A 21,490-nucleotide genomic window follows, 5' to 3' on the forward strand; every position below is an offset into this window, starting at 1 on the left:
GTTGCGAACCCGTACGGCGTGATATCTCCAGCAGCGTCCACGATTTGAAATCCATTGATGTGTACGCTTTTGGCTTTCCCGATGGCTCCATATGGGCCGGTGACAATTCGACTGACTTTTCTAATTCTGGTCATGGTAGCAACGTCCAATCGTTGAACCTTTTCGTCCGGAACGGTCGGTTGGCTCTGGATGTCCGAATGGACCGGTATGAATCATCAGTGCCATCGGATAGGCCGACGCAATACATAAGATGAAGACCGCTTCGTCGTTCCGCTGAGCAGCTTGTCCCTCATCAGTTCACGCACGGTATCGGCATCTGCTGGATCTGCCAGGACGACTCGTGTGCCTCCAGACAGAAGCGGCTCAATCGTCGAAATACGAATGGATTGCCGCTTACATAGCGATTTTATTGCGGTCTCGGATGTGTCGATATTCACTACGCGGGTCATGACTGCCTACCTCCCCCTCCAAAAGGATTGGGATCGAAAGAACGATGGCCGCTGATTGCGACAGAACGATAGGGGAGTCGGTGATTTTGAATCCGCTGGGCATAGCTATGGGCAAGTCCCTCGTGAACTTGACGGGTGACGCCACAGGCTGATGCTTTGGCGCGCATGATTTCTTCCTGCTCCCGCTTCAGCAAATGATTGAGATCTTCCATGAGACGTCTCCGGCCAGCAAGCGAGAGTATATGAATCTCTCAGTCGAAACGAGCGCCTGCAGGAACTTTCGTGCGATACGGCCTGTATATCATAATTACCTCAAGATAATTAATTAATTTTCTTCTTTATTGGTAATCCATTATTATCCAAAGATGAAAATTATTTACATAATAGAATCAGATATTCCCGGCTTGATAATTTTATTTTTTACTGATGATTATTGATAGTCACGAGCAAGATCAAAATCATTGTCATAATATTGCACTGGGGTGGGGAGACTTCGTGGGCATGTAAATGTTTCGTATCTGAAATGATATGCGCGGCCGCGCATATTCATTGACTGGGAAGCCTATTTAAGTCGGCTATCCCACCCGTATATGATATAGTTACCTATCACTCGATTTCGACCGCAAGCGTCCTGTGACAGAGAGACTTGGCCACTCCCGCTTGCCTGACGGGAGTTACGCCCATGATCACTATGAACAAAGTCAAAGCAAGGACTGTTGATTGGGTGGACGACATCGTCGGCGCAGTGGCACGGATCGCTTACGCCGGATCAATTCACGGCTTTGAGAAAATCGTCGCTGCCAGGATTTGGCTAGCCACCCATATTCAGCGAGAGGCGAAGCTCACAGAAGGAGAAAATGCTTCACAACGGTGGAGCGCTGCACGGAATAATGAACTTACCTGCGCTCTCGACGATTGGGAAAATGAGGGCGGTCGTTGCTAGGCGAACGTCACCTGCGCTGCGCGCCCGGCATCAGTATCGACGGAATTCAGTATGATCAGATCGCGACCTTACCCGGAAGCATTTAGACCTGCCCCCTGCGAAAGCCACCGTCCGTTGAAGGGCTTATTTCTTGCTTTTTTTCCTTTGCTCTGGTTGGCGGGATGCGAAGGCCCCGCAGAGCAGGCGGGAGAAAGGCGAGATGAGGCTGCTGCTAACGCATCGGGCGTAGCTTATGAGGGTTCCGGCCCTGCAGAAAGAGCAGGTAAGGTACAGGATCGAGCAAATAATGCCGCTCGGAAAGCCAGGCAGGCTTCTGCAGCAGCGCTGGAGGCCGAGGGAGAAAACTACCAGCGGCAAGCCGATGTTGAGGCCGAGGACCTCGAAGCGAAGGCAGCTCAGTTACGCGATGCGGCACGTGACCGGGCCAAAGCTCTTGATAAAGAAGCTGCCGCGATTAACCCGTGAGCGAAGTTCGCTATTCAAGCCCCACTTGAACAGTAGGTTCAGAAAGATCTCGTTATAACAATGAGATGCACGCGTGCGCAGCTTTGTTAGCACCACGTTTTGGGAGGTTGGCCGTGCCTATATCAGGCGGCGGCGAGATCGCGGATATTGGGCGGCAGCGCGACACCGGCGGCCTTGAAGATGCTGCCCACCTGACCGGAGACGGGTGTCCGCACGATAATGGACTTGCCGTCCTTGGTCAGCGTTGCGACCTGGAGGCGGTCGAGATCGCGCAGCAGCGGTTGCCATTCCGGCTTGATGTTTGCCGCTTCACAGTCGCGCGCGAGCTCCTTCTGTAGCACAAGTGCGAGGAACGAGCAGAACACATGGCCGCGGATGGCAGCGTCCGAGCTGTGGTAAATGGGGCGGGTATCGAGCGTTGCCTTGGCCTGGCGGAACAATGTTTCCACCTGGAGGAGGTCGCGATAGCGCAACACCGCCTGCAGGGGGGTGATCTTCGCATTGGTGCGTAGCACGAAGATGCCGTCATAGCGGGCTTCCTCGGCCAGCTTGCCGACATCGATCTCGAACGCCTTCTTGCCCGTGGCGCGCAGATAACGGCGGTAGGCGGAGTTTCCGACCAGCGCCTTGTCGCCCTTCTTCAGTTGCGCTTCGAGGCCGGCGATGATCTGCTGGCGCTCCGCCTTGTCCCTGGCTGCTTCAGCCTCGTTGCGACAGACAATGTAGCGCTGCTTGTCGACCCGGACTTCCTTGATGAACAGTTGGGTCTCCCCGCGCTGCCGGTCGATGGCAAGCGGGGTAAAGGGCGTGTCGTCATTGAGCACGACATCGCGCACGATCGCGCTGCTGCGCTCCCGCGCACCGAGGATATATTCAAGCCCACGCTCCTCGAGCGCGGTGATGGTGGCAGCCGAGATCATGCCCCGATCGGCGACCACGCAAACCCGGCCGATACCAAAGCGCGAGCGCAGCCGGTCGATGATGGGCACCAGCACGGCCACGTCGGCGGTATTGCCCGGCATCATCTCTGTGCAGATCGGCCGCCCCTCGGTGTCGATGACGAGCGCCACGATCATTTGCTTGAGGTCAGGGCGATAGTCCTTCGAATGACCACGCGCGCCCAGCGTTTCGCCTCCCTCACCATAGAAGGACAGCGAGGTTGTATCCATGAATACGAGGCTGAGATCCGTGAAGAGGTCGCGCCGGCGGTCGAACAGCTTTTCCTCTATGACATCCTTCACGGTGCGCGGTGCAAAAGGCGTGGCATCGGCTTGCTCGTGATCGGGCAGTTCCTCGCCGAGCCAGGCCATGGCACGGTAGAAGTGATGGAGTGCGAGATCGGCGTTGCCGGGAATGTCGTAATCGCCCATCCAGCTGACACAATCGCGATCCGAGCCCGAGACGAACAGCCGGTGCAGCGTGGCCACCAGCACCGCGCGCTCGACAGCGAACTCGAAACCGCGCGCTTCCAGCAGATCATCGATGACCTCGCGGATCCCGGTCCGCTCCCAGAGGCGACCGAACAGCAAGGGCCCCCCGATCCGCAAGGGCGTGAAATCCGCAGAGCCTGCTTCGATCGCATCGAGCACCATGGTACGTTCGGCGTGCCGCCCGACAGATGCCGCCAGCCGGTCCATCTCACCTGATGCCAACACCGCTTCCTTGCGGCCCAGGTTCTTGATAATGCGCTGCTTTGCTCGGCCATTCTCGCGGACACTCTCTACAAGGTAGAGATAGGTATATCCCTTGATGGTCTTTTCGCGGACGAACATGGCGACCAATTAGCACTCAAAAAATGCTCAATAGTCAAGAATAACCGTCAATTTATACGCAGAATTTAGCACTACACCTTTTTTCACGCCAAAATCGATCCCAGCCAAATCAACGACTTATGGCGCGGCGTACCGCTTCCGTTCGCATTCGACTGTTCAAGTTGGGTCTAAGCGTTCGCGACGAGCGCTATCTTGCCACTCCCGCCCGTAGACCGACGCCTCCTGAGCGGCCACTACTGAGGCATGACGCGCAACAACGTCCATTGTCAGGAATGTGGGCATGTCTGTGGGTTTCGCGCACCGGTAGATCTTCAAGTCTCGAGCCCAGCCCGTCCGTCCAGTCGACGTCCGACTTCCACGAATAGCATCTGTGGACGCCTCTTCGGATGCAAGCGGTAAATCGGGGTATGCTCGCACGTAGTCGGATGCTGTCATCTGTCCGGCCTCGATGAGCAGCGCCATAGCTGCGGGCCAGTATGGGAGTTCACGGACGGATCCATTACAGGTTTGCGCGCTTGGATAGCGCTCTGCCATTTCACTGGTTCTTCCGGTCCCGTCTCGCCGACTGTTGTGCCATACCCTCCTTCGACCGCCTACGTCCCCGACGCCTCTGACCGCGACCTCAGCTTATGCCGTGACCGCAGCCGGAGCTCTGTAATCTTCGTTCTTTGTCAGCAACGCCCACACCATGTGTGCCATCTTGTTAGCGAGCGCCACTGAGACGAGCATGCGGGGCTTGCGCGCCAACATTCGTTCCAACCATGAACCAGCCGGTGCACCGTGGCGGCACGCACTACGAACCATCGAGCTCCCGCCGATGATGAGCAGCCGCCTGATGGTGCGCTCACCCATCTTCGAGATGCTGCCGAGCTTCTGTTTACCGCCGGTGGAATGCTGTCGCGGTGCAAGTCCGAGCCAGGCGGCAAAGTCACGGCCTTTGGTGAACGTCTCGATGGGTGGAGCCAGAGCGATGATGGCGGTGGCAGCGATCGGGCCAATGCCCGGCATGGTCATCAGCCGCCGTGGGGCTTCATCTTCTTTCGCGCGGCGTGCAATCTCGCGGTCGAGTACGCTGATGCGCTTTTCCAGTTCCCCGAGCATATCGACCATGAGCGCGAACATCGGTCGAGCTGCCTCGGGCAGGCTTGATGCCATCTCCTCCTCATCGAGCAGGTCTGCAAGCATCGCCATATGCGCCGTTCCGCGCGGTGCTACCCAACCATATTCTGCCAGATGCCCACGGATTGCATTGATAAGTTGAGTTCGCTGGCGCACCGCCAGATCGCGGGTGCGGAATACGAGACCCGCCGCCTGCTGCTCTTCACTCTTCACCGCCACGAAGCGCATGCCAGGACGCTGCGCCGCCTCGCATATTGCCTCGGCATCGATCGCATCATTCTTGTGCCGCTTCACAAACGGCTTCACGTAGGCTGGCGGAATTAGGCGGACCTTGTACCCCATCGCCTGCAGTTCGCGCGCCCAGTGGGTGTGCTCCACCGCATGCCTCGAGTGCCACTGTGCATCGAGGGTGTCGCGTAAAGAAATCCAACAGCTTGCCGCGTGTCAGCTTGCGGCTGAACACCATCGCGCCGCGCGCATCAGCGCCATGGGCGTGAAAAGCATTCTTAGCAATATCCAGACCGATCGTGATAACCTCTGACACGGACGCCTCCCTCAAGTGGTGCTTCAACACCTCCACCTTGGCACATCGATGCCGTCGGGGGGCGTCCACCCGATCAGGTTTCGAGATCGACAACCGAAACGGTTTAGACCGGAATTGGCACGTAGCAGCCGCTTCCGACCTTTATAGGACGATCAAGAGCAAATTTTTTGCTCCGAGGTCCGCTCGGTCCGCTTTCTCATTTTTCAGAGCCTAGAATTGGTCGTTCCCGAACGACCGATCAGCGGCAAGCGACTCGGGAAAGCTGCCTTTTACTCTTTTGAAAACGTCAAAATTGCCAGTTCAGGCCGGCCTGAAGCTGATGATTTTGCCCGCTGCGCGCAATTGCGACCTGATAACCGAGATTGATCTGCAACCGGTCACGGATCGCGCCATGCAACCGCAATTCGCTTACCAGACTGTCGCGTGCGATCGGCAGGCCGCTGACCGCAAAACGCTGGCCGTCAAGGGCAGCCTGAACCACCGGCAGTTGATCCCCGAAAACATGCTGCCAGCCTGCCGACGCGCGCACCGTGAGCCGAGCGCCTGCTACGGCGAGATCAAGGTCGCCGCGCGTGCCTGCGGTCGCGTAGCTGGTGCGCAGGGAATCCGCTTCCAGTTGCAGAGCCGCCGACGCGCCGCTTTCCTGCCCGCGACCGACATCCAGCCGCACATGCGCGATGCTGGCGAAGGGTTCGATTGATCCCGCCACCGTCTCGATGCGATAAGCGGTCTCCCCGAACATCTGCGCGGTCGTTGCGCGATACCGCGTCGCGACGCCGTCCGCAAAACCGGAAAAGCGCACGGAACGCTGGACCGCGACATCCTGCCAGGCAAAGGCCAGACCGCCGCGCAACGCCACCCGGCCTAGCGTCCCGCCGCCATAGAGCCCGGCATGGTAGCTGTCCACATCCGCCAGCCCCTCTCCCCTCATGCGATCACGGTTGTGACCGCCGATCATGCCAAGGCGAAAGCTGCTGTCGGATGCCTGAGCCTCAATGCCTATCAGTCCGCCCGACGAACTTTGGTCGAACCGCGCGGCATTGCCGTCGCTGCGCCAATGGCTCCAGGCGTCGAGCGTCTGTCCCCAATAGGTCAGCCCCGGACGGCCCGAAACCGTCCCACGCAATCGGTCCAGCGCCGCATCGCGCGACAGGCTGCTATTCTGGATCAACGCGGCACGCAGCGATGCGTGAAATTCACCGGACAGTTGATCGAAGGCTTTCCGCGCCGTCTCGGCGTCACTCATCAACACAGCGTCCTGTACTTTGCTGCCCGCCGCCATCCTCTCCAGCGCCGCGCCGGTCGCCTGCTGGTTCGAGGATATGGCGACATCGCTGAACCGGACATCATTGCGATCCAGCCTCAACCTCACGCTGTCATGGCCGTAGCGGAGCTGAGGCGTCAGGAAGGCATAGGTGGACGTAACCGCGTCGAACCGGCCCTGCACTCCGCCCTCTGCGAGCAGAATGACATAGGTAGAACTCGGCCGGTAAATGCCGCTGGCGCCGATATGGGCGACTGTGCCGCCGAGCGTCGCAACGCCGGTCACTATGATCGCATCCGCCGACGTGCCGAATGGATCGACCTCCACCTCATAGCGGCTTCCCGGCGCGAAGGTCAGATTTCCCTCGACGTGAAGAGTTGCGATCCCTGGGCCGGGCGCGATCTTGCCGCCCGTAGCGACCCGGACGGACCCTAATGTCCCCTGGCCGGCCAGCAGCGTGTTCGCCTCCACCGCAATCTGGCCACCCAGCTTTCCGTCCACGATCAGGCGCCCGAACTGAAGCTGGGTGCTGCCGGTAAAGCCGGAGGAATCGCCGCTGAGGGTCAATGCGCCGCCGCCCGCCTTGATGAACCGACCGCTGCCGCCGATCCGACCGGAATAGTGGCTGGCGCCGGTCTCTGCGAACTGGAGTTCCGCGCCCGGCCGCAAGTCGGCATTGCCGGTAAAGCGGCTCGCGGCGGTCGCCAGCCGCCCCTCTTCCAATCGCCAGTCGAGCGTGCTGAGACCGGTGAGCGTCAGCACGCCGCTGCCCCTTTTCACCATTGTTCCGGCGTTTCCATCGAGCGCCCGGATCGCGCCGGAGAAACTGCCATTGTCCCGCTGGTCGAACACCATTGTCGCCGCATTGCGGACATTGCCGCGAAGCGCACGGCTATTGCCGACCAGCGTGCCCGCCTCGACTTCAGTATCGCCCGTGTAGCTGTTGGTGCCGGACAGGATGAGCGTGCCTGCATCGCGCTTGACCAAGGTCGTGGCTCCAGACAGGGGCGCGGCGATTTCGGCGGTCAGGCTGGCATCCCAGACGCTGCCCGCGCCGACGCGGACAACCGTGCGATCCCCTCCCGCCAATGTCAGCGTGCCTCCCGACAGGACATAGCCGCCGGTCGCGAACTGCAATCCATCGGTTTTTACCGCCCCGGCGCCGTTGTCTATCAGCACCTGCCCGCTATCGCCGGTGAAGATCGCAAAGCCATTGGCCTTTCCGGCCTCGTTGACGATCCCGTCCTGCCCGGTCCAACTGAGCGCTCCGTTGCGCCAGACGCCGGGGCCACCGTCCACCCGGCCATTTCCATAGCGGGCCGGGTCGCTGCCGTCCCAGAATTGCAAGGGCCGCGCCGCCGTGCCGGAAAGAAGATTCACTTGCCCCACGGTCGCGGTCTGGATCGAAAGGCCGTCGGCAACTTGACCGGGTGGCAGCGCCCCGAGCTCCAACCCCCTGTCGGTGAGCTTGCCGCCATAGCTGAAGAGCCGATAAAGCCCTTCGCCCAGCGGCGCGCCGTTGGCGACATGCAGCGTACCGTCCAGCGTCAGGTCGCCCGCCACATCGAACAGCGCCGGATCTTGCGTCGCCCCGAAAGTGGCATCGGTAATCGAACCGGCGCCAAGTGCAAGACTTTCCATATGAAGTGTCGCGCCGGCTCTGCCCGTCAAGCGCCCGCCAGTGGCGATCTCCACGGCGCCGACCTGCCCACCGCCGCTCAACATGCCGTTCGAGGCAACATAGAGCTTGCCGCCCAGTGCACCATCGACCCGCAGCGCGCTGTCGGAAACCTCTGTTCGGCCGGAGAAGGTGGACTGGCCGGTCAGGACGAGCATGTTGGCTCCCTTGACGTCGAAACGGCCATTGCCTGAAAGAGCGTAGGGATAGACGGTTTCCGCCCCCGACCCCTCGCCCGCATCGAAGGTCAGCCGTCCCGTCCCACCGATCTCGACATTGCCGCCAAAGCCGGCCGCGTGGGCCACCAGAGCGCCTTCCTCCACGCGCCAGTCCAGATTGCTGCTGCTGCCAAGGGTAAGCGTGCCCTCCCCCCGTTTGATCATGAAGCCCCAGAAGCTGAACAGGCCACTGACGCTCCCGGCGAAGATTCCGTCCTTATCCTGATCGAAAATGACGGTGCTGCCATTTTCCAGATTGCCGCGGATCGAATCCGTGTTGCCGATCACCGTGCCGCCATCGACGCGCATATTGCCTTGATAGCTGTTCGCGCCGGTCAGAATGACCGTGCCGAAATCATTGAAGAACGCGCCTCCGTTGCCGGTCAGTTCAGCATCGATCCGCGTGGTCGCCCCCGCCGTTGAACGAATCGAGGTATAGGCGCCGCCATCGAGTTTCAGTTGCCCGCCGGAAAGGCGATAACCGTCCGTTAGAAAATGCATGCCGGTGACCGCCGGCACCCCGTTCCTGTCGTCGATCGTTATCGTGCCGGCCTGGCCCTGAAAAACGGTGAAGGCAGGCACAGGCCGCATCGGACCATTCACCGTGCCGCTGCTGTCGGTCCAGCTCGGGTCGGCGCCACTCCAGACGCCCGAACCACCGTCGATGACGCCATTCTCACGCTCGGCTGGATCGCTGCCATCCCAAAAGCGCAGCGCCGGTTGCGCTTCCGCATTGTCGGGCAGCACCATCAATCCACCGACAACCAGCGCCGCGATACTGTCGCTCGCCAGTCGTCCTGCTTTCGATACGGATTGCGCCACCGCTCCGCGCCGTCCTTCATCTCGCATCGGCATAACCCCTTTATTAAGAAGGCATTTTTACAGCCTCCTGAAGAGATGAAATGACGCAATCGCTTTGCGCCATTGCGTTATCCATCTGCGGGGGACCGATGGGGCGATCGCCGAACTTGCCGCCAAGGCTGTTATACCCGCCTCATCGCGGAGCGGAGAGGCGAAGAATTTGAAGGAGTTCGGACATAGCCCAATCGATCTTCTGAGCGCCGACCTCATAGCTGGAATGCTCTTTGGTCGATTCCAGAATGACGGGTTGGCGGCAGGCGACTCGGCAAAGCTGCCGCTCCCATCGCCGAGAAATCTGCCGCACCCCCGACGACCCATCGCCATTAAGCGGCCAATTTTCGATGCCGAATTCCGGACGGTCAGCTCTCTTATGCTGTATGCGCAAGCCTCGCCGCTTTCGATTTGGCAGCTTTGGAACTATGGTGCGTTGGTTCCAGTGCCGTCGTCCTTTCTCAATGACCTTCTGCATGGGGCCGCATGACTGCCGCACCCAAAGCACCGAAACGCCCTATTGATTCGTAATCTTTGGATTGGGCGGATCATTCGCGGCAGGGCATTTCTGTCCGGAGGCAGTGGGCGGCAGCTTCACGCCATCCAGAGCGTCATCCAAGAGAGCGTGCCGACCTTGCCAGGATTCCCCGCGCGCCGTCCGCCAGAGTGTCGCCAAGCTCGTCAGGATCGCCGCTATGCCGATCAGGAATGAACCATCGATATTGACCATTATCGACTCCTTTCATAAGCATGTTCCATATTTGTTCTCATGTAGGAAAGGGTGATTCTGCGATGGGAGTGACGATCGAGGCAATTCCAGAGAGTGTGCGGCTGCGTGTCACGGGGGACATTGAAACCGTGCTGGTCGTCCCATATGAGGATGATGATCGGTTTCTGGTCGGCTTCAGCGATGGCAGCTTTTGATCGGTGCTTATGATGAAGAGCTGAACTGCAGATGGGAGGTGGCTCGCGAGGGCGCGGGGATTGTTCGGGTCACCCCTGGAGGCGTGCGACTGGACTGGTGCGTGGAATGGGCCACGGTGTCGGTCTATGATCCTAATGTTGCGGAGCCACCGCTGCCGGAAGCCTTGCCGCTCTTTCCGATGCTGGATCGCTGGGCGGCTTAATTTCTGTCGTTGCGGCGTCGAACTGTCATTGCGTCCAGCCGATGGGCAACCTCTTGCCACAAGGCGATACCGTCCGATTCTCCCAGCGTCGCCAATTCTCCTATACGCTCAGCGACTTTCAATGGGGCAAAGTCGCCATGTTGGCGCAACAGCATCGAGGCTATGCCCCATAGCTCCAGATCCCGGGTCACGCTGCTTCGATTCTGTCGACGGCGAGCAGGTCGAACCCATTGCGGGTTCCGTTCACTTTGACTCGCATGCCGAACAGATGCCTGTGACGCTTCAATATTTCCAGCCGCCATTCACCGCCGCCAGGCATACGCAATATAGGATAGAGGCCATTCTCAAGCAGAATGCCAATCAGTTCATGCCGTGTCGATCGATGCACTACTCACCTCTAAGCCTGCCATTCTCGTTACAGGGGCGGTATAAAAGCTGGCTCCGACTTATAAAAGCGGGAAGAGGCAGCTTCGCCCACGGATCGCGATTATTTTCCATGTACCTCAAGCGAAGGACGACCCGGTCAGTTTCTTGCCACCTTCCCAATGCGCGACAGGCCGTGTCCGCGTGCACTTCCTCTCCCAAATGGCGCGCGTCAGTACCAAATGAATCGCCTTAGCGGCTTCCTGGCCCGGAATGAAGCATCCGACAGGTCTTTCGCTCCACAACGGACGCCATTGCCGATCTTGTTGTTCTTCTGCCACAACCCCATGAGGTCTAGTCACCCAGGTCAGGAGCGCCAGATATGCCTGATCTTGATATATTGCCAACGATGGACGAATGCGTGACTGCAATCGCCGAAATACTGAACGCATGTCTCATCCAGCTTGATGAACTGTGCATGTGGCAAGCGGGCGCACATGTCAGCCAGGCGATCGCGGCCTTGCCCGGTCAAGCCACCGTACTTCCCCTGGAATTCCAGGACGCCAGCAACTTATCCACCCTGGAATACCATTCGGTTGAAAGCTCAACGAACACCCGCCGGCTATCCAGCGGATCGGCGCGTCGCGTTATCATTCCGTGACTTTCCATGACCCTCATTTGCCGCAATGCCGTAGTTTGCGGTACTGCCGAGGCAAGGCAGAGACTGGAGACGCTGACCCGTCGACGAATGCTGGCATGAGCGAACAAATCCAGCAGCATGTCCCAGATCGGCTCGCCGAACAGACTGCCTCCCAGCAGCCTGTCTCGTTCCCTTCGTGCCTTGAGGATTGCCAGGGCGACGTCAGAGGTGGATGGGCAATGCGCACCCCAACGACTATCCGAAAGCTGATTTACCCGGCGCGCCTGCGCTCTGATCTTCAAGAATATCTCGTCAACCAATTGCTCGAGTGGCTCTTCTTCGGACGAGGGGCTGAAGGGAAACTCCTTACCCATAAATTCGCTCTCCATTGAGAAGGGCCTCAATGTCGGTCACACGGCCTTCCCGATACGCAGTGATCAATTCAACCTGCTCGGGCCGTAAGGAATCGATGGCATTTAGATTTTCCGGCACTACCTCCTGAAGGAGCACCGAGGGGCATTGTCCTTCATAATTTCCCAGGTTCGGACGATGTTGCTGATAGCCGACCAGCGCTGCAAGGGTGGGAGAAAATTGCCTTGCAATCGAGGGCGGATAAGCCAGCCACTGATTCTCATAAGGTTTGAGCCATCCGAGCGAATAGCTGATAATCAAGCCACGCCGAATTTCTCTGCTTCGATTGTGCCCGGCGCCATGCAGTGTCGATCCCAGGAACAGCAACGCCGATCCGGGCGACATTTCCGCATCGATCGCCTCTTCCTTTGACAGAATCATCTGTTCCTGCTTTCGATGGCTTTCCGGCCAAATAACCGTTGCCCCCGTTTCCCGTGTGTAGCTGGTCGTGGGCCACATGACATTGACGAGATATTCCACCTCGCCCTTGGGGCCCTGCCACATATCCTGGTCGCGATGGGGAACCTGGGCGGGCGATCCGGGATAAACCTCGACCGCCTGTGTCAGGTTGAGCTGGATCACGTCGCACCAAGGGTGCAACAACTCCCGGACAACACCAAGGATGACCTCATTCTGGACCAGCGACGTCGCATGTTTCGAGCGGACCAACAGCCGACCAAATCGCTTGGTGCGAGATCCGTAAAAAGGACCTTCACAGAAAGGGGTCTGGGAGAAACGTTCTCTCAGGTCGCCATCCAGCTCGGACATAAGCTGGCGATCCATGAGGTTGGGAATGATGACATAACCATTGGAACGCAAAGCCGATGCGTAAACGGAGATCAGGTCTTCTAGACGCGCGCCATCAGCCGCGCCAATCGATATTGGCGTGTACATTGTGATTTCCTTTTTGGAGAGGCTTAGGCGACTAGTGGGCGATGTCCGAGCTTCAGCTCAGAACTTGCATAGGTGCCGGCCTTGCGAAGCAAATTAATGGTATCGGTTGCGACATGGATCTGTAGAGCACCCAGCAGGGACTTACCGATCGGTTTGGGGATGCCGAGGGGATCACAGCGCCAGCCCAGAGCGAGAATCTGGTTCAGCCAGCCCAACTCCGCTACCCCCGTGTAGCTGGTAATGCCGGTCAGCAGGGCATATTCGACGAGCGCCGTTGCCAGGCGATTGCGGACCTGCAATCTTTCCGAGGCACACAATCGGGGCGACAGGCAAAGCCGCGTGATTTCGCGGATATCGGGCCCAGTCGGGATCGGCATATCGCAGAGCTGCGGAAAAAGATTGCCGAGAATATGCGGGCGATCTGTACGCAAAAGCCTAACCGACCCCATATGTATTTTCGTTTTGCTATCATAAACGATCAGATATTCCGCAAAATCATCATCGAATTGATCGATTTCCTTTCCATCAACTGAGACGATTTCCCATTTCAATATATCGATAAATACCTTTTTTCTTTCGCGAAACATGGAATCCATTACATACCCATTCTGGGTTTTATTTCCACTGTTCACCAGATGAACCATCGGACACCTCCACTTTGGAGGTTTCATTTTGTCCGATATGGATCATTGCTCAATTTCCCCCTTAAGGGGGATGTTTTCACAGCAGGTCAGTCAGGGCTATCTTTCCATCATGCACTGCACGGATGATCATCTGCACTCGCCGGGCCACGCCATAGCGCTCCCGTGCCATATCGAGATGTTGCGTAACCGTATCCTCCGCGATCCCCAAAATTTTGGCGATCTCCCAATCGCTTTTCCCGCGGCCCGCCAGCACCAAGCAATCAAGCTGCCTTGGACTGAGATGTATCGGACTGGAGGGAGAAGAAGAAACCGTCATCGCCTTTGCCGAAAGCTCGCGCGCCGTATTGAATGCAATGGAGCCAATCAGTTGAACGGCATTCAGATGCTTTCTTGGAAGGCTCTTTCCAGCCCGGACAGCGAAACTAAAGGAGCCGTTGGCTTCGCCAGGAAGATTCGCGGGAACGGTGATGCCATCACCCAGGCCTTCCCGCATAGCGCTGCTCAAGACATCTTTATGCTTCTTGGTAAGATGGATCATGTCGGGCACATCCGACCAGGCGAATGCAAGGTTGGTCCCATAGCTGGCCATATGAATGGGATCCCATGAATATAGCTTCTGCTCCAGAAACTTCTCTACCCATGAAGCAGGATAATTTTCGAGGCGGATGGTCCGCCCTTTGGCCCCAATGCGATGATCGACATGGTGGATCAGGGCAAAATAATCGAATCCTAGCTCCGCGGCGGTCTGTAGGAGCAGGCGTTCAAGGTCGGCAAGGCCTTCGGTCCGCCGCGCCGCGTCTGCAAATTCCTGCGCGACACGAAAGCAATCCAGTTCCTCAGCCCTGGATATAAATTCGGTTGTTAACGCCGCATTCCCCATGCAACGACTCCCCCCATTACCCATCTTTGGATATAGGAGGATTCCTATAGGAATTGCCACAAGCTTTTGTTAACCTTCATAAGCTTTTTGCTCATTGGCAGATTATAGCGCTACCTTGTGATAAGGGGAATCAGAAGCGGTCTTCCAGCTTTCGTCCGACCCAGACTACGCGGCCCACAATCTTCATCAACTCGGGCTCAAGATTGTCCCACTGCGGATAAGCGGGATTGTCACTTCTCACGGTGAATTGCCCCTTGCGGGGTCCCAGTGCGACACGCTTGACGAAGAGGACGCCATCCAGAAGCAAGACATAGATACCATCGCGGAGGCGGATTTCCGCATCGTCATGGTTGACCATGATTTCATCGCCATCGATCAATGTCGGCGCCATGGATTCGCCCTTCACCTGGATGATGGAAATCCGATCGGGCCTGAGGCCCATTTTCCTCAACCACGTGCCGCTGAACCGGATGCTGGAATTCTTTCTTTCCTCCTCGACCCGCGCGCCATGGCCTGCGGACGCACCGACGGCGATAACGGAGACCGCCTCTAGTTGACCCACCCGGGAACATCCGCCGCTCTTCCCCAGCTCCTCCTCGGACACGCCAAAATATTGCGCGAGGATGCTGCGGTCCTCCTCCTTCAAGCGGCGAGGAACGCCTCTCCTGATGAATTGCTGGACATAAGCGGGATTGCGCCCGAGCAACGCGGAGATGCCGGCATAGGATGAACCCCGCTCCTCAATGAGTTGCTCAAGCCTCGCGCGAACTGCATCCATAACTGCCATAGCTGCCTCTAAGCTGCTTTCGTGCAGATTAACAGTTCAGCAAAATTCTGCGGTTTGCTGAGATATTCCGACAGATTCATTCGATGAACGGTGGTTGGATATCATCCCATAGAGGCCCTTGGCCCTGCCATGCCCCTGCGCGCACGCGACTTATTCGCAGGCGATGCCATCGCCATCCCGATCAAGCCGCCGGGAATATCCACGATCGCCTTCCCTGATCGGGGCCGCGCCCGCTGCGCGCGCCTCGCTGCAATTTGCATAGAGGGAGCGACCGCCACCTCCATAAGCGCGAGCGGATGAAGCGGCACCATAATAGGATCGCCGCCGGTAACCATATGGCTTCGAACCGCGCCTGCGGGCATCTGCGTCGCTGCCAGCCAAGCCCAGAAACGACACAGCCATCAGTAAAAAGGACCGTCGGTCCATCTCACCTCCCTCTTGATATCTGGCGGCGGCGAACATGGAGCGAATTCAACACCATCTCGCCGCCTACAGCGTGCGATCAATAGGTGATCGCCTCGGCGGTGAAGGCGTTCACGAACTGGCCGGGCAGCATTGTCGCGGACCGCCCGCTCACCAACCAGGTCGCGAAGACCGCGGCCACCGTGTTTCCCTTGCCTTCCTGCCGATGCGTCCCCCGCAGTGCGAAGTCATGTCCCCGAACGTTGATCTTATCGAAATTGACCTCGAACTTTCCTGACTTGCCACCGACGGCCTTGCCTGTCTTCCAGGAAATCGTTCCCTCGACCGCCGCGCCCCGTGGGATAACGACGATGCCATTTTCGGTAACGTCGTTGACCACGGCAAAGGCAACCTTCTGACCCACTTCGACGTGCTTGGAGGAAATTTCACTTAGCGGGGTAACGGAGATCAGCGTACTCGCCGGTAGTGTCCGTGAAGCCACGGAAACCGCTGAAGGAGCGGTAACACCCGTGCCGGGCGCATCGGTCTGCGCAAATGCAACAGAAGAAGCAGCCATAGCGGCTGCGCAAAACAGATAACGAATCATGTACCCCCCGATAATCCACAGAATGTGGACGGCGCAGAGAGCATGGTTCGTGCTAATTTTCTATGATGAATACGACACTGACATCCAATTCGGGTCATTCTCATGAGGCGTGCGGTATGCTCTCGGTTGGCCGGTTCTCGTCACTCTCGACCCCTAGTAGTCGTTCAGGCGTCAAATTCCAGTTCTCGGAAGCGGACATAGCTATGCGCCAGGAACACCGGCTGTATCAGCTCGGTCTCGCCCTTCGGTCCAGAAACTGCTTGAGAGGATTGGGTTTGCCGGGCGCCACACGCCTGAGGGTATTTGTATCGTGATGGTCGAACGGGTCAGGCCTGCCGTGGATGGTAAGGGTGGTGCGGATATCATAGCTCCAGCTATCGTTGCCATCGAAGCGGATATCGATGCGGTATGAATCCGTTCGAAAACCATATTCAAGGAAAGCGGTCGAGCATATCCCATCCTGCGTCTGTCCGCGTGTCGCGACCAGGGATAGACTATCGTCGCCGGCCTTGGCATGGCCTGCGGCCAACGCCACTTGCCCACGCGGGATCGCCAATGTCTGCAGGATCAGTCCGGTCGCCGGTTCCCAGAGCCAGTAACCAACCTGATCGTGGAAAGTGATATCCTCTTCCTTGGTGGTGATATGGGTGTGGTAGCGCAGCCCATAGAAAAGCTGCGGGCCGTTGGTTTGCGGATCGATCGCGTCGAACGAAACACGCTCCATGAACACACGCCGCTCGGGAGCATTTGCCTTTGGGTTGATATCAATGCCCTTGTGGGCCTCCCAGCGACCGGCAAACCTCGCAAGCGGCCCCAGATTAGCGAGCGTGTCAGGGTCGACGGCGGTCGGCTCGGTAAAAATATCGTGAGGAAACGGGTTCATAGACTCTCCCTTGGGAACGGTTGAGATTCGGAGCATAGGGCTTGACCATGATCCACCCAAGGCAATCTCGCCTAGATCGCGTCCCGGGACGTTCTCTAATCGCCTTGGTCAAGTGCTGATCTCTCAGCGATCCATCCTGCGTGCCGGGCTCTTGGGTTCTCTCCGGGGTCACCGCGTCGGGTGCCGCACGTTTGCGTTCCAGGTCGGGTGGATCGAAGTGGTGTGCGCGGTCATTGCCGCTAACCTGGGAGCGATCTCACCCTCGCCGCGCGTCCCGGCTGGACGCATTCCGTTGTGCTGATGATCAGTGTCGTTTCAGTTGCGAGATCTATGCCATCGCCGGCTCCCGGAAGGGCGTGTTAGTGCGCCACATCGCATGCAATGTTACAGCAAGTTTCCGCGCCAGAGCCACCTTGGCTTTCCGGGGTCCTGTTCTTTCGGCGATAGCTTTGGCCCAGCTGCGTAAGCGTGGGCCACCAAGGTCCCGACAGACGATCGCATTCGCCGCCTCGAACAGGCATTTCCGCGTGAACCCATCCCCGCGTTTCGAGATGCGACCGTTCCGGCTAATCTCGCCAGACTCGTAGCGCCTTGGCGTCAGCCCGAGGTAGGCACCGGCGCCGGACGACCGTCGGAACCGGGCGGCATCATCGAAGGCTGCTACTACGGACATCGCTGTGATCGGTCCTACACCGGGGGCGGTCATTAACAATCTGACCGTCGCATGCCGCTTGGCGATCGCCCTGATCCGCTTGTCGAGTGTTGCTATGTGAGACAGAATGTCGCGGCGAGCCTGTATCAGCGTTTTAAAAATCGGGATGAGTTCTGGGGCAACCAGCAGTTCCTTGGCAATGATTTCGTCGGCCCGACGCTTGAATCCACCGACACGCTTGCCAAACATAACACCAAAGGTCTTCAAAAGCCCCCGGACCTCGTTCTCCAGCCGAACCCGCATGCCGACGAACGCTTCCCGGGCTGTCAGCATCGCCCGATTGACGTAGGCGTCGTGGCTCTTGATCTGCACAGCCTTGAACCAGCCGGTCCGTACGATCTGGGCCAGACCACGGGCATCATGACGATCGGTCTTGTTGGGCATCATTTTCAACACACCGTTGGCATGGCGCGCGTCCAGACAGATGATCGGCACCTCTCGCGCCACCAATTCGTTCCAAAGCCAGACAGCCAGAGGGCCAGTTTCCATGCCGACCCGCTCAAGGCCATCTGATCGCTCCGCGAGCCAATTGGCAATCGCCTCCGGGCAGGTCGGCACCTTGGCCTCCGCCAGCATCGCGCCGTCCTGGTCCACCATGCAAATCGCCGTCTGATCCTGCGACACATCCAGAGCTGCAAACACCGCCATTGCATCCTCCTTGTTCAAAGCTTCGGCATAAAGTGTCGAAGCGGAAGTCCCATTCTGCATCAGTTGTTGAGATATGGGGCGTGGCGATTACACTAAGTGGTGTAGGTGGTGTAGGTTTTCCTAGCCACCGCTCATTTCGGCATCGGGATGAGCCGATCATGCGCCCGGTACAGCCGAGAGCATGACGATCGGATTGTCGCTGACGGGAGCCATGGTTTAGCTGCGCTGGCCTTCGGCTCAAGCGTCATGTAGCGGGCGCGCTGGACAGCCCATTCGTCACTCTGTTCCATGAGGATGGCGCCGATCAGGCGCGTGATCGCGGCCTCATTGGGGAAGATGCCGACGACCTCGGTGCGGCGCTTGATCTCGCCGTTGAGGCGCTCGAGAGGATTCGTAACCGGTATGAGGATTGGCGGTGCCGATGTCCCTGCCGCGATTCGATGTTGTGGCATATGGTACGACCATCCGGGACAGAGGCACCGGGAGCACGAATGTGCGGGCAGGCCGATCTTATAGCATGAGCTACGAGCTCGAGTTAGTAGCTGGCCGCCTCTGCGACTCACCCGGTTGCGCTGCGAGCGCGGATCCGTAGTTGTCGTGTCGCCCGCCGCTCCCGTCACTTTGACTGACAGGAGGCGTTTATGCGGCGCGTCGTTGGCATTGATATCCACCGGACCTTTGGCGAGGTGGTGATTTGGGAGGAAGGTCGGCTCAGGAATTCCGGACGGGTCGATATGACCCGGACGGCGCTGGAGGGTTTCGGCAAAAGACTGCGATCGAGCGACGAAGTGGTCATTGAGGCGACCGGCAACTGCATGGCCGTTTCGCGGGTCCTCTCGCCGTTCGTGGCACGCGTGGTGATCGCCAATCCACTTCAGGTAAAGGCGATCGCCCACGCTCATGTGAAGACCGACAAGATCGATGCGGGTACGCTGGCGAGCTTGTATGCAGCTGGCTATCTACCGGAAATCTGGACGCCGGATGCAGCGACTGAGCGGATGCGCAGGCTTGCTGCCCGGCGATTTCAAATTGTCCGGCACCGCACGCGGATCAAGAACGAGGTGCATTCCATCCTGCATGCTCATCTGATCCCGCGCTGTCCGCATGCCGATCTGTTCAGCGGCGTGGGCCGTGCCTGGCTTCTGCGCCAGGCCGTGCCGGAAGATGAGCGTGGCGCTATCGAACGGCACATCCGCGAGCTTGATCGGTTTGGCAGCCATCGACAAGGAAATTGCCACTGATGCGCTCAACGATGATGCGATTGCCAGGCTGCTGACCATCACAGGGATCAACCTAACCGTAGCGGCGGGGATCGTGGCGGCGATCGGCGACATCAATCGCTTCTCGAGCCCGCAAAAGCTGGTGAGCTACTTCGGCCTCAACCCGCGGATGCGCCAGTCGGGGCTTGGAGCAGCCCACCATGGGCGGATCAGCAAGGCCGGCCGCAGTCACGCCAGGGCGATGCTGGTCGAAGCGGCATGGGCAGCCGCCAAGACGCCTGGGCCGTTACACGCCTTCTTTGTCCGTATCCGGGCGAAGCGCGGCCATCAGGTGGCGGCAGTCGCCTTGGCTCGCAAGCTGACAGTTCTGTGCTGGCACCTGCTGACCAAGCAGACCGACTATCGCTGGGCGCGCCCCGCGCTGGTCGCCAACAAGCGACGGGCAATGGAACTCAAGGCCGGAAAACCGCAGAAGAAGGGCAACAAACCCGGCCCAGCCCATGCGTACAACGTCAAGGCCTCGCGCGATCAGGAAATGGACATCGCCCGCCATGCCGAGCAGGCCTATGAGCAATTCGTTGCCCAGTGGGAGACAAGGCCAAAGGTGCGCGGACGCTCCAAACCGGCAGGGCTGTGACAAGGCGGCCTGACGGAACTTACAGCCGGAGTTCCGCTCTTCGCCACGGAGTCGCCCGCGCACCACCTGCATAGCACAATTTTCTGAGGCCGGTCTTGTCCATCTCATCCGTGCTAAAGAACGGCTCGGTGGCGCGTTGGCGAACCTCGGCGCTCATGCCATGGCCTTCGTCGCGGATGCTCAACACGACATAATCCCCTTCGGGAAGGCCATGCGCCGCCGCGTTGCCGTTCAGCTTCCAAAGCTCGGTCGCGATCGTCACGGTGCCGCCGCCCGGCATCGCGTCGCGAGCGTTGATCAGGATGTTGAGCACCGCCATCTCAAGATGCGTGGGGTCGATCTGCACCACCGGGAGCCGACGCTCCAGCGCGGTGACCAGCCTGATCTGCGGCCCCACAGTATTGTCGATCAAATCGCCAAATTCGTGGATCAGCTCGTTCATATTGATCCGGCGCGGCTCGAGCCGGGTCTTGCGCGCGAAGGCAAGCAACTGGCGAGTCAGCCTCGCGCCGCGCTCGGCAGCCCGAGCAGCATTGCCCAGCATCGGTCGCTGGGCATCGTTCAGATCGTCTCCGAGCACGATGTCGAGATTGCCTGTCACCACCTGCAGCAGGTTGTTGAAATCATGCGCCAGGCCGGCAGTCAGTTGTCCGATCGCCTCCATTTTTTGCGCCTGACGAAAGGCTTGTTCAGAGGAGCGTCTTCAGAGGAGCGTCGACGCGTGACATCAAGCTGACTGGCGAAGAAATAGATGAGCGTGCCGTCGTCATCATAGACTGGCGCCACGAACACCGCGTTCCAGAAGGGACTGCCGTCGCGACGATAGTTCAGGATTTCGGTCGAAATCGCTTCCTGCGCCCCTACGGCTTCGCGAAGGGCGCGGACGGTTTCCCTGTCGGTGTCGGCCCCCTGCAGGAAACCGCAATTGCGGCCGACGACTTCGCTTTCCTCATAGCCTGTCAGATCAAGAAACGCTTTGTTGGCGAAGACGATTGGATTGTCGTCCTGGCGCGGATCGGTAAGGATCATCGGCATCCGTGTCATCTGCAAGGCAGCAAAGAACACCGTACCGCGCTGGTCGAGCCCAGGCTCCGCCACGGTTGATCGCTTCCAGTGACGCGTCGGTCGGGTGCCTGTCGGACTATAGGAACTGGTGTCTTCCAGATCGCCGGCTGGCTCGCCGGTCGCTTCGTTGGGATTGACGGGCGCTTCTGCGCCATCCTTGTCGGCCACGGGCTACCTCAAATCAGTTTCAACATCGCAATAAATCTTCATCAGCGATCTGGTTGCCATGAGTCTTCACTCGAGATTATCAGCCTGGCCTGACCATC

The 21,490-nt window shown here is 58.8% G+C and carries 21 protein-coding genes and 3 pseudogenes; 7 read left to right on the top strand and 17 right to left on the bottom strand.

Annotated elements, in window-relative coordinates; genetic code table 11:
- Positions 1–445: 445 nt before the first annotated feature.
- On the bottom strand, positions 446–661 hold the full coding sequence (locus HUK72_RS25965) for a hypothetical protein (RefSeq protein ID WP_176599343.1): 216 nt from the start codon (positions 659–661) through the stop codon (positions 446–448).
- A 470-nt stretch (positions 662–1,131) separates the two neighbouring features.
- Between HUK72_RS25965 and HUK72_RS25970 the strand changes: the two genes are divergently transcribed.
- Together HUK72_RS25970 and HUK72_RS25975 are read left to right on the top strand one after the other, a co-directional pair.
- On the top strand, positions 1,132–1,392 hold the full coding sequence (locus HUK72_RS25970; protein ID WP_176599344.1) for a hypothetical protein: 261 nt from the start codon (positions 1,132–1,134) through the stop codon (positions 1,390–1,392).
- 114 nt (positions 1,393–1,506) lie between these two features.
- Positions 1,507–1,857, top strand: a complete 351-nt coding sequence (locus tag HUK72_RS25975) for a hypothetical protein (RefSeq protein WP_176599345.1) — start codon at positions 1,507–1,509, stop codon at positions 1,855–1,857.
- A gap of 122 nt (positions 1,858–1,979) precedes the next feature.
- Here HUK72_RS25975 and HUK72_RS25980 read toward each other — a convergent pair whose 3' ends face one another.
- On the bottom strand, positions 1,980–3,629 hold the full coding sequence (locus HUK72_RS25980; protein WP_176599483.1) for an IS1634 family transposase: 1,650 nt from the start codon (positions 3,627–3,629) through the stop codon (positions 1,980–1,982).
- 627 nt (positions 3,630–4,256) lie between these two features.
- A pseudogene (locus HUK72_RS25985) lies at positions 4,257–5,214 on the bottom strand (IS110 family transposase).
- On the opposite strand from HUK72_RS25985, the gene HUK72_RS27540 reads away from it, so the two are divergent.
- The gene (locus HUK72_RS27540; RefSeq protein WP_255326070.1) at positions 5,158–5,289 is read left to right on the top strand and encodes a hypothetical protein; all 132 of its coding nucleotides are present in this window, start codon (positions 5,158–5,160) and stop codon (positions 5,287–5,289) included. The pseudogene HUK72_RS25985 and the gene HUK72_RS27540 sit on opposite strands and share 57 nt — an antisense overlap.
- A 289-nt stretch (positions 5,290–5,578) precedes the next feature.
- Here the strand turns inward: HUK72_RS27540 and HUK72_RS25990 are convergent, their stop codons facing one another.
- Positions 5,579–9,301, bottom strand: coding sequence for an autotransporter domain-containing protein (locus tag HUK72_RS25990; RefSeq protein WP_176599346.1), 3,723 nt, complete (start codon positions 9,299–9,301; stop codon positions 5,579–5,581).
- Positions 9,302–9,473: 172 nt separating this feature from the next.
- On the opposite strand from HUK72_RS25990, the gene HUK72_RS25995 reads away from it, so the two are divergent.
- Positions 9,474–9,794, top strand: coding sequence for a hypothetical protein (locus tag HUK72_RS25995; RefSeq protein WP_176599347.1), 321 nt, complete (start codon positions 9,474–9,476; stop codon positions 9,792–9,794).
- Positions 9,795–9,821: 27 nt separating this feature from the next.
- Here the strand turns inward: HUK72_RS25995 and HUK72_RS26000 are convergent, their stop codons facing one another.
- Complete coding sequence (locus HUK72_RS26000; protein ID WP_176599348.1) at positions 9,822–10,034, bottom strand: hypothetical protein; 213 nt, start codon at positions 10,032–10,034, stop codon at positions 9,822–9,824.
- Between the two features lie 62 nt (positions 10,035–10,096).
- Here HUK72_RS26000 and HUK72_RS27545 point away from each other — a divergent pair, with 62 nt between their 5' ends.
- A complete protein-coding gene (locus HUK72_RS27545) occupies positions 10,097–10,228 on the top strand; it encodes a hypothetical protein (protein ID WP_255326028.1) in 132 nt (43 codons plus the stop codon).
- A gap of 390 nt (positions 10,229–10,618) precedes the next feature.
- Here HUK72_RS27545 and HUK72_RS27550 read toward each other — a convergent pair whose 3' ends face one another.
- Positions 10,619–10,750: a DUF5818 domain-containing protein gene (locus tag HUK72_RS27550; RefSeq protein WP_255326058.1), complete on the bottom strand. Its 132-nt coding sequence runs from the start codon at positions 10,748–10,750 to the stop codon at positions 10,619–10,621.
- Positions 10,751–11,176: 426 nt separating this feature from the next.
- Between HUK72_RS27550 and HUK72_RS26010 the strand changes: the two genes are divergently transcribed.
- Positions 11,177–11,455, top strand: coding sequence for a hypothetical protein (locus tag HUK72_RS26010; RefSeq protein WP_176599349.1), 279 nt, complete (start codon positions 11,177–11,179; stop codon positions 11,453–11,455).
- Between the two features lie 345 nt (positions 11,456–11,800).
- On the opposite strand, the gene HUK72_RS26015 is transcribed toward HUK72_RS26010, so the two are convergent.
- The 9 genes and pseudogenes from HUK72_RS26015 to HUK72_RS26055 form a co-directional block, all read right to left on the bottom strand.
- On the bottom strand, positions 11,801–12,739 hold the full coding sequence (locus HUK72_RS26015; RefSeq protein ID WP_176599350.1) for a phytanoyl-CoA dioxygenase family protein: 939 nt from the start codon (positions 12,737–12,739) through the stop codon (positions 11,801–11,803).
- A 23-nt stretch (positions 12,740–12,762) separates the two neighbouring features.
- Complete coding sequence (locus HUK72_RS26020; protein ID WP_176599351.1) at positions 12,763–13,383, bottom strand: acyl-homoserine-lactone synthase; 621 nt, start codon at positions 13,381–13,383, stop codon at positions 12,763–12,765.
- Between the two features lie 76 nt (positions 13,384–13,459).
- Positions 13,460–14,263, bottom strand: coding sequence for a LuxR family transcriptional regulator (locus HUK72_RS26025; RefSeq protein ID WP_176599352.1), 804 nt, complete (start codon positions 14,261–14,263; stop codon positions 13,460–13,462).
- Between the two features lie 130 nt (positions 14,264–14,393).
- Positions 14,394–15,041: a helix-turn-helix transcriptional regulator gene (locus tag HUK72_RS26030; RefSeq protein WP_369806073.1), complete on the bottom strand. Its 648-nt coding sequence runs from the start codon at positions 15,039–15,041 to the stop codon at positions 14,394–14,396.
- 159 nt (positions 15,042–15,200) lie between these two features.
- Positions 15,201–15,512, bottom strand: a complete 312-nt coding sequence (locus HUK72_RS26035; RefSeq protein ID WP_176599354.1) for an excalibur calcium-binding domain-containing protein — start codon at positions 15,510–15,512, stop codon at positions 15,201–15,203.
- A gap of 40 nt (positions 15,513–15,552) precedes the next feature.
- Complete coding sequence (locus tag HUK72_RS26040; protein WP_176599355.1) at positions 15,553–16,059, bottom strand: hypothetical protein; 507 nt, start codon at positions 16,057–16,059, stop codon at positions 15,553–15,555.
- A 226-nt stretch (positions 16,060–16,285) separates the two neighbouring features.
- Positions 16,286–16,942 carry an FABP family protein gene (locus HUK72_RS26045; protein WP_176599356.1) on the bottom strand — a complete coding sequence of 219 codons (657 nt, stop codon included), beginning with the start codon at positions 16,940–16,942 and terminating at the stop codon, positions 16,286–16,288.
- Between the two features lie 328 nt (positions 16,943–17,270).
- Entirely contained in the window at positions 17,271–18,302 is a 1,032-nt protein-coding gene (locus tag HUK72_RS26050; RefSeq protein ID WP_176598517.1) for an IS110 family transposase, read from the bottom strand.
- Positions 18,303–18,458: 156 nt separating this feature from the next.
- Positions 18,459–18,697, bottom strand: a pseudogene (locus HUK72_RS26055) (transposase); the annotation flags it as partial.
- Between the two features lie 264 nt (positions 18,698–18,961).
- Between HUK72_RS26055 and HUK72_RS26060 the strand changes: the two are divergent.
- Positions 18,962–20,159 (top strand): annotated as a pseudogene (locus HUK72_RS26060) (IS110 family transposase).
- Between the two features lie 19 nt (positions 20,160–20,178).
- On the opposite strand, the gene HUK72_RS27755 reads toward HUK72_RS26060, so the two are convergent.
- Both HUK72_RS27755 and HUK72_RS27760 read right to left on the bottom strand, forming a co-directional pair.
- A complete protein-coding gene (locus HUK72_RS27755) occupies positions 20,179–20,823 on the bottom strand; it encodes an ATP-binding protein (RefSeq protein ID WP_336953199.1) in 645 nt (214 codons plus the stop codon).
- Complete coding sequence (locus HUK72_RS27760; protein WP_336953197.1) at positions 20,802–21,392, bottom strand: PAS domain-containing protein; 591 nt, start codon at positions 21,390–21,392, stop codon at positions 20,802–20,804. The genes HUK72_RS27755 and HUK72_RS27760 overlap by 22 nt, the downstream gene beginning before the upstream one ends.
- Positions 21,393–21,490: the final 98 nt, after the last annotated feature.

It is taken from the genome of Sphingobium sp. 15-1 (genome assembly GCF_013375535.1).
GTDB classification, from domain to species: domain Bacteria; phylum Pseudomonadota; class Alphaproteobacteria; order Sphingomonadales; family Sphingomonadaceae; genus Sphingobium; species Sphingobium aromaticivastans.

What these genes read in the sequence shown, in the direction of transcription:
- HUK72_RS25965 (WP_176599343.1), bottom strand. Translation starts at nt 661, where the DNA reads ATGGAAGATCTCAATCATTTGCTGAAGCGGGAGCAGGAAGAAATCATG.
- HUK72_RS25970 (WP_176599344.1), top strand. Translation starts at nt 1,132, where the DNA reads ATGATCACTATGAACAAAGTCAAAGCAAGGACTGTTGATTGGGTGGAC.
- HUK72_RS25980 (WP_176599483.1), bottom strand. Translation starts at nt 3,629, where the DNA reads ATGTTCGTCCGCGAAAAGACCATCAAGGGATATACCTATCTCTACCTT.
- HUK72_RS25990 (WP_176599346.1), bottom strand. Translation starts at nt 9,301, where the DNA reads ATGCGAGATGAAGGACGGCGCGGAGCGGTGGCGCAATCCGTATCGAAA.
- HUK72_RS26000 (WP_176599348.1), bottom strand. Translation starts at nt 10,034, where the DNA reads ATGGTCAATATCGATGGTTCATTCCTGATCGGCATAGCGGCGATCCTG.
- HUK72_RS27545 (WP_255326028.1), top strand. Translation starts at nt 10,097, where the DNA reads ATGGGAGTGACGATCGAGGCAATTCCAGAGAGTGTGCGGCTGCGTGTC.
- HUK72_RS27550 (WP_255326058.1), bottom strand. Translation starts at nt 10,750, where the DNA reads ATGCCTGGCGGCGGTGAATGGCGGCTGGAAATATTGAAGCGTCACAGG.
- HUK72_RS26010 (WP_176599349.1), top strand. Translation starts at nt 11,177, where the DNA reads ATGCCTGATCTTGATATATTGCCAACGATGGACGAATGCGTGACTGCA.
- HUK72_RS26015 (WP_176599350.1), bottom strand. Translation starts at nt 12,739, where the DNA reads ATGTACACGCCAATATCGATTGGCGCGGCTGATGGCGCGCGTCTAGAA.
- HUK72_RS26020 (WP_176599351.1), bottom strand. Translation starts at nt 13,383, where the DNA reads ATGGTTCATCTGGTGAACAGTGGAAATAAAACCCAGAATGGGTATGTA.
- HUK72_RS26025 (WP_176599352.1), bottom strand. Translation starts at nt 14,263, where the DNA reads ATGGGGAATGCGGCGTTAACAACCGAATTTATATCCAGGGCTGAGGAA.
- HUK72_RS26030 (WP_369806073.1), bottom strand. Translation starts at nt 15,041, where the DNA reads ATGGATGCAGTTCGCGCGAGGCTTGAGCAACTCATTGAGGAGCGGGGT.
- HUK72_RS26035 (WP_176599354.1), bottom strand. Translation starts at nt 15,512, where the DNA reads ATGTTCGCCGCCGCCAGATATCAAGAGGGAGGTGAGATGGACCGACGG.
- HUK72_RS26040 (WP_176599355.1), bottom strand. Translation starts at nt 16,059, where the DNA reads ATGATTCGTTATCTGTTTTGCGCAGCCGCTATGGCTGCTTCTTCTGTT.
- HUK72_RS26045 (WP_176599356.1), bottom strand. Translation starts at nt 16,942, where the DNA reads ATGAACCCGTTTCCTCACGATATTTTTACCGAGCCGACCGCCGTCGAC.
- HUK72_RS26050 (WP_176598517.1), bottom strand. Translation starts at nt 18,302, where the DNA reads ATGGCGGTGTTTGCAGCTCTGGATGTGTCGCAGGATCAGACGGCGATT.
- HUK72_RS27755 (WP_336953199.1), bottom strand. Translation starts at nt 20,823, where the DNA reads ATGGAGGCGATCGGACAACTGACTGCCGGCCTGGCGCATGATTTCAAC.